This window comes from Streptosporangium sp. NPDC049376, from assembly GCF_044466505.1.
Taxonomy (GTDB): Bacteria; Actinomycetota; Actinomycetes; order Streptosporangiales; family Streptosporangiaceae; genus Streptosporangium.
In genome coordinates this window covers 291,022-305,485 of the sequence record NZ_JBITMT010000009.1, presented here as the reverse complement: position 1 = coordinate 305,485, position 14,464 = coordinate 291,022, and the positions used below count along the sequence as shown (strand labels likewise).

Sequence of the window (14,464 nt, the reverse complement as noted above, 5' to 3'; positions counted from 1 at the left end):
GGAGGAGTTCACCTACGCCACCGCCGAGACCGTGCTGGCCTACGGCGACGTCATCATCGTCTCCGGCAAGACCAAACAGATCGAGCGCTTCACCGACCTTCCCTGAACACCGGTTCTGACCTGCGCGGACGGCGGTCAGGGCCGGGTGGGCACTCGATGATGTTATCCCGAAATGGGATTTTCCCTGAGAAAACGGGGTTCATACGATCCACCGTGACGACGAAAGAGCGGCGGCCGTCCGTGCCCTGCCTGCCCGGCGGCGCGTCCACTCAGGAATGAGGGCCCGGTGAGTCGAAAACGCATTCTGTCTCTCGTGACCGCGCTTCTCGCGCTTCCCCCGCTGGCGGTGACCACCACCGCCTCCGCCACCGTCACTGCCGCCCCCTACTGTTACGAGGAACCCTCACAGCCGACCGCGGACGTGAGCGACCTCAGGGCGAGGTTCACCTCGTCCAACTGGATGCAGACGCTCCAGGCGGTGTACGGCAGGCGGTGGCCGAGCGGCCAGGCGCTGGCCGTCGCCCAGGCCAGGGACAAGTACTGGACCCAGTTCGTCCAGACGAGCAGCTTCGAGGCCTTCGCCGAGTCGATGATGGTGGCGATCCACGAGGAGACCCACATGTGGGACCTCGACCCGGCACGGACCAGGTGGAACGTGCACACCGCGGCCTGGATCAACGCCTCCAGGCAGGACACGGTCGTGCCGTTGTACGACGGGTTCCCCCGCAAGGAGATCCTGCCGCTGATCCAGGACCGGCTCAGCGACTCCATGGACGGCATCTACCTGCGTGACCGGACGCAGGGGGAGTATCACCTCCAGGGCGTGCTGGCCGAGCTGAACGCCGGACTGACGGGCCTGCCCGCGGTGACGGTCCTCCAGGAGTACATCAGGGGCATCGGCGCCAGCAACGCCCGCGACATCGCCGCGACCAACCTGCGCTACCTGCTGCTCTACCTCCGGGTGGCCAAGAGCAGGCACCCCGACTACTGGACGAGGATCAAGAACGAGCCGAAGCTGCGTGAGCTGGTCCTGACGCAGTTCCTGCGCACGGCCTACTGGCTGGAGAAGTCGGCGCCGTACACCGGCAAGCTGGGCAGCGCCGACGCCGACCGGATCACCGCGACCAACTACTCCCCGGCGAACATCGCGATCCTGGAGGAGTTCACCGGCAGGAGAGTCCGCACCGACACCCAGAAGAACTGCACCCTCTGAACGCCGAACGATCCCCTCCGGGTGCGGCCCCGGGGGGATCGTCTGCCGCTTGTTTCAGGAAATTTCCGTAATGCCTTGGATGGGCTCCTCGCTCGGTCCGGCCCGTCCTGTACGCCGGAAGACTCACGCCTCCAGCGGCGCGCTCACACAGAACACACGCTTTTTCATTGACGACCCAACAGCCCGGCACGCCAAACACCGCGCGCCGGGCCGTTGGGTCGGGCTCTGCCGGATCAGGGCACGATCACGTGAAAGGCCAGGTCGGCAGCGGCCCCGTTGTTACCGCCGGAAACCAGGACGTACCGTTCGGCGCTGCCGCAGGCGGTCGTGTCGGACTCGACGAACACGCTGGAGTTCCATGGGGCGCTCCACTGCTTGGTGGCGACCGGAACGCTACGCGCGGCGTTGTAGTCGGCGTCCAACTCGATGCAGTACCGGCCGGTGGCGAGCTTGCGGACGCCGGTGATGCCCTTCGAGCGGACCACGCTGCCGTCGGCCTTGACGACCGCGGCGGCGCGGACGCCCGGACCCTGAGCGCCGCCGAGCCCCGCGTAGGCGACAGCGGCGCCGCCGAAACCGACAGCACCGGCCACGAGGCCGACCAACGTCACAGCGGTGATCTTGCGCATGCGAAAGTCTCCCGATCGCGTAGAGGAAACGAATGCCCAAGAGGGACCGTCCAGATTTGTCATCCCCTCGGGCTGGACGTCACCGAAAGTAGCGATCCATCACTCCAAGTCTCTATAGCGCCAGAGTAAGCCCCCCCTTTCCCTGCATCAGCGCAGGCCAGAGGTGCTACGGCGCCCCGGGTGCAATTCAGTCGAGATGCGGATGGACCGACCACGGGTGCAGACGCCTCAGCCCAAAATCACGGTCGGACCTCGGCCCCTGCCGCTCGTCCCGGCCGGGCATGGCGACGAAAGTTCCCCGCGGCGCCGCCGAACGAGCCAAAGGAGACATCACGCGTGACAAGTTCGGCCGCCAAAGAATCACCGGCCAGGACGCTCGTCATCCGGAGGCTCATCGGCGCGACCCTGAGAGCACCTCACCCACCGGCCGGCGAGGGCGCGCATCCAAGCATCGTGACCACACCCGGTCCGGCGGCGGACGGTTCCGGCCCGATCGATCGGGGTCAGGCGCAGCGCCAGTCCCCGTCCCAGTCGTGGGAGTCGTACGCCTCAAGGACGAACCGGTGGCCACCGGCGACTTCAAGGCGGCCACAAGGACGGCCGGCACCAGCACGAGCGCCGACCTCGTCCACATGGTCCACGTGCTTCGTCTCATGAGATCGCACCCTAGGGCTGCCGGCGACCGTATCCATGCGGAACAGGATTCAGGTGGCTCCTCATCACGGAGAGGAGCCACCTGGCGATCGATCGGGACAACTCAAGGCCCGCGGTGTTCACCGTCATCTCCATGACGGCTGTTTCGGGAGGAAGCCCTGGTTCCCGGTTATCTGGATGACTGGGGAGACGAGCTTCGCACGACCGGGAATCCCGGGCGACCCGGTTACTCGGGCACCGTCAGGGTCACCGGGACCTTGACGACCGGCTGGCGCGCGCTGGTCGAGTGGATGACGAGTTCCCCCTCCCGCGTGTCGCCGGGGGCGAGACCGGCGGTCGAGACGGTGACGGTCAGGGTCGCCGACTGGTTCTTGAGGAGTCCGCCCGTCAGGGGCGAGACGCTCAGCCAGCCGGACTGGGCGGATTCGGCGGTGACGTCGTAGGGGGTCGGCCAGCCCTGGTTGGTGAGGGTGACCGTCGCGGTCCTGGTGGTGCCGGGCGGGGCGGTCAGGCTCACCTGGGTGGGGGCGGCGACGACCTTTCCGGTGATCAGCTCGGTGTCCATGGTGGTGCTGTCGCCCGCGACGACGGTCACCTGCCGGGTGGTCGTGCCGTAGTTCTCCCCGGAGACCTGCGCGGTGTGGTTCCCGGCCCGGATCTGACCGGAGAAGGCGCCGTCCTGGCCGGTGGTGAACGTGGCGACGTAGGGGAAGGTCACCGTCGCCCCGGCCACCGGCTGACCGTCGTTGGCGTCGGTGACCGTACCGCGCACCACGCCGTGGTCGGCGGCGACGAACGTCAGGCTCTGCCCGTCGGTGAGGGAGGCCGTGTTGTAGGAGTAGAGCAGCGCGTCGGTGCCGTCGGCGTTCTCGATGCCGACCGTGGCTCTCAGGCCCCGCTCGACCAAGCCGTCCAGGTCCTTGTAGCGGTAGCTGATCGTGCCGTCCTCACCGAGGAGGGCGGAGAAGGAGATCCTTGGACCCAGCGCCACGACGGAGACGTCCCGCCATTCGATCACGAAGGATCGGTGAGGGGCGGTGCCGACCGTGGTGGTGTAGACGTCGGAGCCGTTCTCGATTCTCAGGTCCTCACTCCAGAACGGATAAACCCCCAGATTGGGTGTGAAACTGTCCGGCAGCGTCGTGTGTGCGTCGCCGGTGGACAGGGTCTCGATGAAGCTCGCGAAGCCGTCGGAGGTGACCCACGCCTCGCTTCGCGACGTGCCGTAGAAGGGCACGGGGAACGGCAGGGCCACCCGCTTGGGTGTGAAGTCGGCCAGCGCGAGAGCCTGGGTGCCCGCCACGTACGGCTCGGTGCCGACCTTGCAGGTGTAGCCGAAGGTGTCACCGCGCGGTTGCAGGCCGATGTTCTTGGTCAGGGTCCCGGCCACGGTGATCTGCTCGTCAGTGGGTGTCTCGCAGAGCGAGGCGCTGATCCGCAGCAGGTGGGAACCGTACGGCAATTCCATCTGGTAGTGACCCGTGGCGTCGGTAACCGCCGTGACCGTCGTGCCGGGTACGGCGACCGTGGCGTCCTTCAGCGGGGAGCCCGCCACGGTGACCGTCCCCGAGACGACGCCCTTCGGCTTCATGGTCAGCGTGGCGTCGAAGGTCGTCGTCTGGCCGTCCGTGACGGTCGCCGTCCCGGTGAAGTCCTGGTAGCCGAACTTGGAGACGGTGACCTGGTAGGAACCGGGAGACAGACGCGGCAGGGAGTAGACGCCGTCCTGGCCGCCGGCCGCCGTACGGCCGAGTGGGCCGGTGACCCTCACGTCGGCGTGGGGCACGGGCTGACCGTTCGCCGTGACGGTGCCGTGCAGGTCGCCGAGCGGGTCGTCCGGCGCGGCCAGCACGGCGGCGTGGGCGTCCATGGCGCCCTCACCGGCGACGTTGTTGTCGTCGGCTGTCCCGCCGCAGCTCGTGTCGGGGATGTCGACGGCGGTGTCGTCGAGCAGCGCACGGATGGCGCTGACGTTTCCCCGCAGGGAGGGCGCGGCGGACAGGACGAGCGCCACCGCTCCGGCCACATGCGGGGCCGCCTGAGAGGTTCCGTCCATGAGGGCGTAACCTCCCCCGGGCATCGAAGAGCGTACCTGTTGTCCGGGGGCGGAGATGTCAGGCTTCATGTCCCCGTTCTCGCCCGGCCCTCGGCTGGAGGTGCTGGTGACGTCTCCGGCGGAGTTGAGATTGCCCACGCTGTAGCTCTCGACATACTTACCGGGCCTGCGACTCGTGTCGCACGGCCGCATCGTCCCCTCGTTGCCGTTGGCGAAGATCGGAAAGATTCCGGCGGCGATCCAGGAGGTGACGACGGATCTGAAGTCGGCTCCCCCCTCAAGCCAGCCCCATGAGCTGTTGACGACGTCGGGGGCGAGATCTTCACGAGGGTTCTGACCGTTCAGGTCGGTGGGCTTGATCATCCACTGACCGGCCGCCGCCAACCCCGCGGTCGTGCAGCCGTGGTCGCAGGCGTTGGAGCCGATCCACCTGGCGCCCGGCGCGACTCCGATCCCTTCGGCACCGGCCGCGATGCCGGTCACGTGTGTGCCGTGCCCGTCCTTGTCACACGGAGCGGCGGAGGGGCACGCCCCGTAGGCGTCGAACCAGTTGTAGTTGTGGTCAACGGACCCGTCGGCCCGTGTGCCGCGGTAGGACCCGATCAGCGCCGGGTGCGTGAAGTCCATCCCGCTGTCGATGACACCGATGACGATGCCCTCGCCCCGGTTGTGCAGGTCGTTCCACACCTGCGGGGCCTTCACCATGTCGATGTTCCACTCGACCCCGGCCGCCGCCTTCGAACGAGCCTTGTCCGGCTTCGGTCCGGGCTCCTTCGGAATCTCGATCTTGGCCACCGGCTCGACGGCGGTCACCTCGGGCAGGGCGGCGATCTCCTCGGCCAGCTTCTCGTCGGCGGTCACCTTCACCGCGTTGACGATCCAGAACGGCGTGAACTCGGCGTTCCGCCTGGTCAGCAGCGCGCGGATCCCGGCCTGGGACCGGTCGGCGTAGGCGGTCTTGGCGTCGTAGACCGCCTTGCCCTTCGCGGCCTTCGTCGTGGCTCTGGACGCGGGGCTGAGGTCGGCCTCACCCTTCAGCCGGACCCAGAGGGCGGCCTTGCCGTCCTTCAGGCTCGCGCGGGCCTTCGCCGTGATCTTGCCGGGCTCGTACGGCTTGGCGTTCGCCACGTTCTGGGGGAGGAGCAGGCACAGCAGGGCGAGCACGCCGACGAGTGCCCGGGATAAGGAAGTACGTCGTAGGGCATGGGACATGTGTTCTCCTAGCGTCCGCCGGAGTTCGGGACACCGGACCTCCTCAGGGAGGTCCACATGACTCTCCCGCGGCCGAGGAGGGACCTTCCTCGGCCGCGGAGCACTGGTGGGGGAGGACACGCCTGTCAGGCGGTCCCTGGCCGCGGCCCTCGTGGGCCGGTCGTCATGGGGCAAGCATGGCGGCGGGGATACGCCGTGATCGATCCCGCCCGCTGCCGGGACGGGGTACAGCCTGCGCTACCCGTGCGTGACGCGGGCCTGGATGCCGTGGAGCACGTTGTGGGTCGCGCGGATGGAGCCCTCCTGCCAGCCGTTGATGTGGCTCATGTGTTCGCCCGCGAACCAGTACGGCCCGTCCGGCGGCAGCAGTACGGAGTAGATGTCGCGGCGGGTGGCCGGGTCGTCCCCCCAGTCGATCCAGGCACCTCCCTGGAAGGGCACGTTCGGCCACGCGACGGAGACGGGACGCCGGACCAGGTTCCGGTAACCGGGGTGGAGGTGTTCGCCGTCGGCGACGGCCGCGGCGGCGCGTTGCGCGGGCGTCATCGCCGAGAAGGAGTTCCCGATGTCGTGTGTCCAGATGTAGGCGCCGACGAGGATGCCCTTGCGGGCGTGGAGGTTCGAGCTGGGGTACCACATCTGGGTGATGTCCCGGCTGCTCCACGAGATGCCGCCGTAGATCTGGTGGTCCTTCTCCCACCACCGGTCCGCCTGGAACGCGATCTTGACGGCCGGGATGTAGTAGGGGACCGCCTCCTCGACGGCCCGTTTCACGGGCGGCGAGAAGTCGCTGTCGATGGCGTTGACGACCGTGAGGGGGACCGTCACGATCACGTGGTCGGCGTCCCAGACCTGCACGCGCCCGGTGACGCGGTCACGCCAGGTGACCTGGGCGCCGGACCCGGCGCGCCTGAGCTTCGTCACCTGCGCGTTGAGCGTGATGAACCGCCGGGTCCGCTGGTAGAAGGCCCGCGCGACGGCGTCCATGCCGCCGGTCGGCTCCACGACGGTCGACTGCTGCGGATACTGCTCGCTGAACAGCGCGCGCCAGCGCAGCGACGAGCCCTTGGAGATCTCGACGAGGTCGAGGGGTTCGAGGACCTGGCCCGGTTCCGGTCCCCCCGGCGGCTCGGAGTATCCGGCGTCAGGCGACCCGGTGTAGCGGTAGTTCCCGTCGAGCCCGCCGAACCCCTGGATGAAGTCACGCACCCGGGCGAGGTCCTCCTCCGACATGGGACGGTCCAGGTCCTGCTTGAGCGCGCGCGCCGCCAACTCCGCGACGGCTCCCCGCGTGTCGGTGATCACCCGGCGGGTGCGCTGCGGCCGTCCGCCGAACGCGGCGGCGTCGTGCAGGTAGGCGGCGCGGTTGTCGTTGACGAACACCTGCAGGGGGACGTCGAAGTCGCGGCAGTACCCGAGGAGCGCCTCGTGGTGGTGGGGGATCCTGGCGGGCCCCGCGTTGAAGTAGAGGCCCGGGTCGCGGTCCCAGTCGACGCGCTGGACCGAGCCGTTCTCGACGACGGTGTCCCCGCCGCGGTAGGTCCTGATCCGGCCGCCGACCCGCTCCTGCGCCTCGAAGACCCGCACGTCGTACTGCGCGGCCGACAGTTCGAGCGCGGCGACCATGCCGGAGACGCCGGCGCCGATCACCGCGACCTTGACGCCCCGCCCGCCGCCGTGTCGTGCCAGGTCCGGCCGTCCGGCGTAGGCCTCGGGTACGGCCAGCAGGCCCATCGCCGTCAGCGTCCCGTACGCGGCTCCCACGCCACCGGCGCGTCCGACCAGGTTCACGAACGCCCGGCGTGTCAGTCGGTCACGGTACATACGCCCTCCAGTACGGGGATGAGTGCGTCGGAATCGGTGGGGCGCCGCCCGGCGGAGCGTGGGCGGGAGAGAGCCCACAGCCGCTTGGCGGCGACCTGGCCGGGGTCGCGAACCGGGAGGCGTCGACGCGCTGAGCTCGACGGGGCCGAGACGCCTGTTCTCCAGACGCGCCTCTCGGGAAAACATGAGGTTCTGGGGAGGTGCGAGGCCAGTTTGTCGTTTTATGACGGGAATGTCATTGACGGTTTCTGTATTGGTTGTTGATGGTTTCTGCACGCTTTCTCGGCGGGCGGGGCATGGCCGTTCGCCGGGGACGGCCCCTGTCGTCGCCCGCTCTCGCCGGGTGGGCCGCCGATCAGGGACTTCCGCCGCTCTCGCCCCGCGTGGCGCCCTCGTGGCTCGCCTGCACCGGAAATATATGGATATATCCGACTATTCCTCACTCAACAGGTGTAACTCTCCCTGAGGTCGGTAGCACCTGAAGTCAGGAGAGGAGGAGCCATGGAATTGACGGCCACGACGACAATCCGCAAACCGGCGCGGGACGTTTACGCGTTCTGGCGTCACCTGGAGAACCTCCCGACGTTCATGTGCCACCTTGACGAGGTACGTGTCACGGGCGAACGGACGAGTCACTGGACGGCGAGCGCCCCGTTCGACCGGACGGTCGGATGGGACGCCGAGATCACCGACGAGGTGCCGGGAGAGTTGATCGGCTGGCGCTCGACCGGCGACGCCGACGTGCCGAACGCGGGAAGGGTCCGGTTCGCGCCGGCCCCGGACGGCGTGAGCACGGAGGTGTACGTACTGCTCGTCTACGACATCCCGGGCGGTCCGCTCGGCAAGGCGGTCGCCAGATACTTCGGCGAGGAGCCGCACCAGCAGCTCGACGACGACCTGCGCAGGCTGAAGCAGGTTCTGGAGACCGGTGAGGTGATGCGATCCGACGGGGCGCCCTGGGGCAAACGCGCCCGCCGGGAGTTCCCGCAGCGTCCGGCGCGGCCCCTGTCGGCGGAGGAACTCGCGAAGGGGGCGGGGGCATGAGGGCCAACACCTGGGCCGGACGCAACAAGGTCGAGGTCCGCGACGTGCCGGACCCGACGATCCTCAACGGCCGTGACGCGATCGTCCGGATCACCTCGACCGCGATCTGCGGTTCCGACCTGCACCTTCTCGACGGGTACGTGCCGACGATGCAGGACGGCGACGTCATGGGCCACGAGTTCATGGGCGAGGTGGTCGAGGTCGGAAACGGCGTCGACCCGTCGCGGCTGCGTGTCGGCGACCGCGTCGTGGTGCCGTTCCCGATCGCCTGCGGCGCCTGCGCGGCGTGCGCGGCGCGGCTGTACTCGTGCTGTGAGAACAGCAACCCCAACGCCGGGATCGCGGAGAAGATGTTCGGCCACCCGGTCGCCGGGATCTTCGGATACTCGCACCTGACCGGGGGGTTCGCCGGAGGGCAGGCGGAGTACGCACGCGTGCCGTTCGCCGACGTCGGGCCGCTGCGGATCGAGTCGGAGCTGAGCGACGAGCAGGTGCTGTTCCTGTCCGACATCCTGCCCACCGGTTACATGGGCGCCGAGATGTGCGACATCCAGCCCGGCGACGTCGTCGCCGTGTGGGGCGCGGGCCCGGTCGGGCAGCTCGCCATGGACAGCGCGAGACTGCTCGGCGCGGCCGAGGTCATCGCGATCGACAGGGAACCGTACCGGCTGCGCATGGCCGAGGAGGCGGGCCACACCACCGTCGACTTCGAGGAGACCGATGTCCGCTCCCGGCTGCTGGAGCTGACCGGCGGACGCGGCCCGGACAAGTGCGTGGACGCCGTCGGCCTTGAGGCCACGCACGGCAGCGCCCACATCGGCGCCTACGACCGCGTCAAGCAGGCCGTCCGTTCCGAGACCGACCGTCCGCACGCCCTGCGGCAGGCCATCCTGTCGTGCCGCAGCGGCGGAGTGGTCTCGGTCATCGGCGTGTACGGCGGGCTGGTCGACAAGTTCCCCGCGGGGGCGTGGATGAACCGGTCGCTCACCCTGCGCACCGGGCAGTGCCATGTGCAGCGGTACATGGAGCCGCTGCTGAGGCTGGTCGAACGGGGCGAGCTCGACCCGACCCGGATCATCACCCACACCCTGCCGCTCGAACAGGCGCCGTACGGCTTCGACATCTTCAAGAACAAGCGGGAGGACTGCGAGAAGGTCGTCCTCAAGCCCTGAGAGGGCCCTGGGCGCCACGCCGCCGGAGCACCCCGCCCCCCGAGGGCGGGGGTCAGACGCCCGGCGAGGCGTGGACGGGGGCCAGGTCGGTGAACCCGGAGATGTTCAGGACGGGGAGCAGGAGAGGAGGGGCGATCAGTTCGATCCGGTCGACATGGGCGAACAGGACCGACAGGCCGGCGCTGTCGAGGTAACCGACGGAGGTCAGGTCGAGGACGACCGCGCCCGTCGTGCGTTCGAGGGCGGCGGCGAGGACGTCGGTGTTGCTCATGTCGATCTCACCGACGGCCGTCAGCAGGACGACGCCGTCCGGGCGGAGATCGGGGACCAGGGTGAGCGGTGTGGCCATCAGGTGATCCTCGTGTGCATGTCGACGGTGGTTCCGGTGGAACCCGGGGTGACGGTGACGTGCTGCATCATGGCGCGCATCAGGGCCATGCCACGGCCGCGATGGGCGTTGATCTCGGGACGGGGAGGCTTCCAGTGGCCGCTGTCGGTCACGGTGAGCCGCAGGTCGTCGACGGAGGCCTCGGCACGCAGGCGGATCGTGCCGCCGGGGGCGTCGCGGTGCCCGTGTTCGATGGCGTTGGCGCACGCCTCACCGGCGGCGAGCAGGATGCCCTGCAGGACCGGTGGGGAGAGCCTGCACTGGGTGAGCCAGCCACGCAGGGCCGTACGGATGGGTGCGAGCTGGGACGACTCAGCGGGGAAGACCACGTCCAAGGGAGCGGGGTGCCGGTACAGCAGCAGGGCGACGTCGTCGTCGTAACCCCCCTCCGGGGCCAGGCGGGTCATGACCTGGGTGGCGAGATCGTCGACGGCGATGTTCCGGCCCGCCTGGACCGCCGCGCCTGCCTGGTCGATGCCCGCGGTCAGGGGGCGGCGACGACGCTCGACGAGGCCGTCGGTGTACAGCAGCAGGGTGGCGCGCGCGGGGATGTCGCACTCGCCTTCGGGACGTGCCCTGCCGGGGAGGACGGCCAGCGGGGCGGAGCGGCCCTCGGACAGGAGGCGGACGGTGCCGTCGGGGTGGGCGAGGATGGCCGGTGGATGCCCGGCGCTGGAGTAGGTCAGGTGCCCGGTGTGCGGATCCAGGACGCTGCAGAAGACAGTGGTGCACCTCGCGCCGGGGAGACCGGCGGCGAAGTGGTCCAGGGCCATGAGGGTCCGGCCCGGCCGGGCGTCCTGCAGCAGCAGGGCGCGGCAGGCGCTGCGCAGCTGCCCCATGACGGCCGCCGCCTCCAGCCCGCGGCCGACACAGTCGCCGACCACGATGCCGATGCGGCCGTCTGGCAGGGCGACCGTGTCGTACCAGTCGCCGCCGACCTCCAGGGGAGGGGTGGCCGGTTCGTAGCGGACGGCGAAACCGTCGGGAAGGCTGGAGGGGCCGAGGATGGCGCGCTGCAGGGCGAGGGCGGTCTCGCGCTGCTGGTCGATCTGGTGGGCGCGGACCAGGCCCTGGGCGAGATGCCCGGCCAGCAACGACAGCAGCAGCTGGTCCTCACCGGTGAAGGGCCGGTGGTCACCCAGGTCGATCCACAGGGCCAGCGGGCCCTCGGGGTGCTCCAGGAGGACGCCGGCCCCGGTGCGGTCGGTCACCGAGGAGAGCGGAGGCCGTCCGCGCAGTTCGGTGAGGGCGTCACGGCGCCGCTCGGGCAGCAGCCGCCAGACGGGTGAGCCGTCGGTTGCGGTCAGGGCCGGCTCGTCGTCGCCGTCGAAGACGGCGGCCAGCACCGACCGGGCGCGCCAGAGGTTCTTCAGTTCGGTCAGCGCGCCGCGCAGCGCGTCGTCCAGGCTGGTGGCCCGGGACAGGCACGTGCTCAGCGACGCCAGGGCGATCTCCCGCTGGACGGCGTAGTGCTCCGCGGTGACGTCGCGGAAGGTGCCGACGGTCACCCTGCGGCCGGTTTCCGGGTCCTGGGCCTGGTTGAAGGTGGCGCTGATCCACAGCCGGTGCCCGTCGCGGTGGGTGACGGGCAGGGTGTGGCTGCCCCGGCCCTGGCCGAGCAGGTCCGCGAAGGACTCGGCGACCTGCCGGTGCGCCTCGGGATCGGTCTCGGCGTCGGGCCACCAGGGATGGGCGGGCGCGTACGGCAGGCCGTCGGCCCCGTAGCCGAGGATGTCGGCGAAGGAGGCGTTGATCTCGATGACCGCGCCGTTCTCGTCACAGACGAAGAACGCCTCCCGAAGGGAGTCGATCAGCGCGGTGCGCCAGCGGGCGTGGTGGCCGCGCAACCGGGCCAGTTCCACGCTCGCCCGTACACGTGCCAGCAGTTCGGCCGCGGTGAACGGCTTGACGAGGTAGTCGTCGGCACCGGCCCGCAGGCCCTCGATGGAGGCCTCCTGCCCGGCCCTGGCGGACAACAGCAGGATGGGAACCGAGGCGGTGCGCGAGTCGGCCCGGAGCGCCGCGACCAGCCCCAGGCCGTCCAGGTGGGGCATCATCACGTCGCTGACCACCAGGTCGGGAGTGGTCGTGCGGACGGCCCGCAGGGCCTGCCGTCCGTCGCCGACCGCGTCGACCAGGTAACCGGCCCCCCGCAGGATGCGGGCGAGGTACTCGCGCATGTCGGCGTTGTCGTCGGCGATCAGCACCCGTGCCGGGGGGTCGGAGGCCGGAGCCGCCCCCGCCGCCCCCGCCGCCTCCGTCGTCTCGGCGGCCGGATCGTCGGGCAGCCAGCGCAGCGCCTCCTGCAGGTAGGGGTCGGCCGCGGCGGAGGTCACGGAGAGGGACCCGGCGAGGGACGGGGCCGTACCGGTGGCCGGGGTCAGCGCCTCGGGGGGCAGGTGGGCGTGCCCGAAGGGCAGACGGACGGTGAAGGTGGTGCCCTCTCCTTCGACGCTGTCGGCGGTGATGGTGCCGCCGTGCAGACCGACGAGCTCCCACACCAGGGCCAGCCCGATTCCGCTTCCCTCGTTGGAGCGGGACCGGGTGTTCTCGATGCGGTGGAAGCGCTCGAACAGCCTGGGCAGTTCCCCGGCGGGCACGCCGATGCCGGTGTCCTCGACGGTGACCACGGCGTGGCCGTCGCAGGCGCGCACGCGGACCCGGATGGAGCCGTCGAAGGTGAACTTCAGCGCGTTGCTGAGCAGGTTGAGGATCACCTTCTCCCACAGGCCGTAGTCGATGTGGACCGGATCGTCCAGCGGGGGACAGTCGACGTCGAAGGACAGACCGGCCTTCTCGACGGCCGAGCGGAACACGCTGGCCAGGTCGGAGGTGACGGCGGCCAGGTCGACCGGCCGGTAGCGGGCCCGCATGCGGCCGGCCTCGATGCGGGAGAAGTCCAGCAGGGTGTTGACGAGCTTGCCCAGCCGCAGCCCGTTGCGGTGGACGGTCTCCAGCTCCTCGCGTATCCGGGGATCCGCCTCGGCGAGCTGCCCGCGCAGCTCATCCAGCGGCCCCATGATCAATGTGAGCGGGGTGCGGAACTCGTGACTGATGTTGGAGAAGAACGCGGTCTTGGCCCGGTCGAGCTCGGCCAGTTCCTCGGCCCGCCGCTGCTGGGCCTGGTAGTTGCGGGCGCTGGCGACCCCCGCCGCGATGTGCCCGGCGACCAGCTCGGCGAATCCACGGTAACCGTCGTCCAGCGGCCGGTACCGGTTCAGCGCGGTCACCAGGAACCCGTACGGCCCGCCGCCCTGTCGCAGCAGCGGCAGGACCAGTGCCTGCGTGGGCGGCTGTGGCCAGTCCCCGGTGGGCAGGGCGGTGAACGGAGCCCTCCCGAGGTCCACGAGCGCCGGTTCTCCCTGGGCGAGTGTCGCGGCGGGCCACACTCCGTCCGTGTCCCCGGCGGGCAGGGCCGCCGGGGCGGCGGGATGTCCGGGGGCGACGCCGGTCGCGTTGGCCAGCCGGGCGGAGCCGTCGTCCTGGAACAGGTAGGTCAGCGTGAAGGGAAGGTCCCGCAGGTTGCGGCCGAGCTGCCTGCCGGTGAAGGCGAGCATCTCCTGCTCGGTGCGCACCACGCTGAGGTCGGAGCCCAGGTGCCGCAGCGTCGTCATCCGCCGTCCGCCGACGACCCGCTCGGTGTCCTCGCTGACCACGCACAACATGCCGACCACCTGGCCGTCGTCGTCACGCAGGGGGCTGTAGGAGAAGGTGTGGTAGGTCTCCTCCGGGTACCCCGACCGCTCAAGGAACAGCAGCAGGGCCTCGTCCCAGGTCGCCCTGCCGGTGGTCAGCACGGTGTCGATCCGGGGGCCGATGTCGTCCCAGATCTCCGCCCACACCTCGTTCGCCGGGCGGCCGAGCGCCCACGGGTACTTGCGGCCCAGCGTGTCGCGCCGGTAGGCGGCGTTGCAGAAGAACGTCAGGTCCGGCCCCCAGGCCATCCACATCGGGAACCGGGACGACAGCAGGATGCTCACCGCCGTCCGCAGGCTCTGCGGCCAGCGAGCCGGTGACCCGAGGGGGGTCGCCTCCCAGTCAACCAGGGCGAGATCACCGCCGATCTCGCCGTCGACGGCGAACACGTCGGCTCCCGCCGTCACCGACGGTTCACGCCCAGCGTCTTCAGAACGCGTCACCGAACGCCCTTTCACCCACCTGACCGGATCCCGAAGCCGCCACTCGTCCCGGTCGCGTCCACGGCCCATGATGCACGTCCCGTTCTCTTGCCGATGTGGGGAAGAAAACACCGGCATCGCCCCGCTACCTTGG

The 14,464-nt window shown here is 69.9% G+C and carries 8 protein-coding genes; 3 read left to right on the top strand and 5 right to left on the bottom strand.

Going from position 1 to position 14,464, the window contains the following annotated elements; genetic code table 11:
• Window positions 1–313 precede the first annotated feature (313 nt).
• On the top strand, window positions 314–1,213 hold the full coding sequence (locus tag ACIBVQ_RS24040; RefSeq protein WP_399180031.1) for a hypothetical protein: 900 nt from the start codon (window positions 314–316) through the stop codon (window positions 1,211–1,213).
• 233 nt (window positions 1,214–1,446) lie between these two features.
• On the opposite strand, the gene ACIBVQ_RS24035 is transcribed toward ACIBVQ_RS24040, so the two are convergent.
• The 3 genes from ACIBVQ_RS24035 to ACIBVQ_RS24025 all read right to left on the bottom strand — a co-directional run bounded on the left by ACIBVQ_RS24035 (window position 1,447) and on the right by ACIBVQ_RS24025 (window position 7,588).
• Window positions 1,447–1,842 carry a hypothetical protein gene (locus tag ACIBVQ_RS24035; protein WP_362914852.1) on the bottom strand — a complete coding sequence of 132 codons (396 nt, stop codon included), beginning with the start codon at window positions 1,840–1,842 and terminating at the stop codon, window positions 1,447–1,449.
• Window positions 1,843–2,722: 880 nt separating this feature from the next.
• A complete protein-coding gene (locus ACIBVQ_RS24030) occupies window positions 2,723–5,764 on the bottom strand; it encodes a S8 family serine peptidase (protein ID WP_399180029.1) in 3,042 nt (1,013 codons plus the stop codon).
• Window positions 5,765–6,001: 237 nt separating this feature from the next.
• Entirely contained in the window at window positions 6,002–7,588 is a 1,587-nt protein-coding gene (locus ACIBVQ_RS24025) for a flavin monoamine oxidase family protein (protein WP_399180026.1), read from the bottom strand.
• A 501-nt stretch (window positions 7,589–8,089) separates the two neighbouring features.
• On the opposite strand from ACIBVQ_RS24025, the gene ACIBVQ_RS24020 reads away from it, so the two are divergent.
• Window positions 8,090–8,632, top strand: coding sequence for an SRPBCC family protein (locus ACIBVQ_RS24020; protein WP_352015624.1), 543 nt, complete (start codon window positions 8,090–8,092; stop codon window positions 8,630–8,632).
• Window positions 8,629–9,804 (top strand): zinc-dependent alcohol dehydrogenase, encoded by a 1,176-nt coding sequence (locus ACIBVQ_RS24015; RefSeq protein ID WP_362914857.1) that lies wholly within the window; start codon window positions 8,629–8,631, stop codon window positions 9,802–9,804. Before ACIBVQ_RS24020 ends, ACIBVQ_RS24015 begins: the two co-directional genes overlap by 4 nt.
• Before the next feature lie 52 nt (window positions 9,805–9,856).
• Here ACIBVQ_RS24015 and ACIBVQ_RS24010 read toward each other — a convergent pair whose 3' ends face one another.
• Together ACIBVQ_RS24010 and ACIBVQ_RS24005 are read right to left on the bottom strand one after the other, a co-directional pair.
• A complete protein-coding gene (locus tag ACIBVQ_RS24010) occupies window positions 9,857–10,153 on the bottom strand; it encodes an STAS domain-containing protein (RefSeq protein WP_386188074.1) in 297 nt (98 codons plus the stop codon).
• Window positions 10,153–14,331, bottom strand: a complete 4,179-nt coding sequence (locus tag ACIBVQ_RS24005; RefSeq protein WP_399180023.1) for a SpoIIE family protein phosphatase — start codon at window positions 14,329–14,331, stop codon at window positions 10,153–10,155. Before ACIBVQ_RS24005 ends, ACIBVQ_RS24010 begins: the two co-directional genes overlap by 1 nt.
• Window positions 14,332–14,464 lie beyond the last annotated feature (133 nt).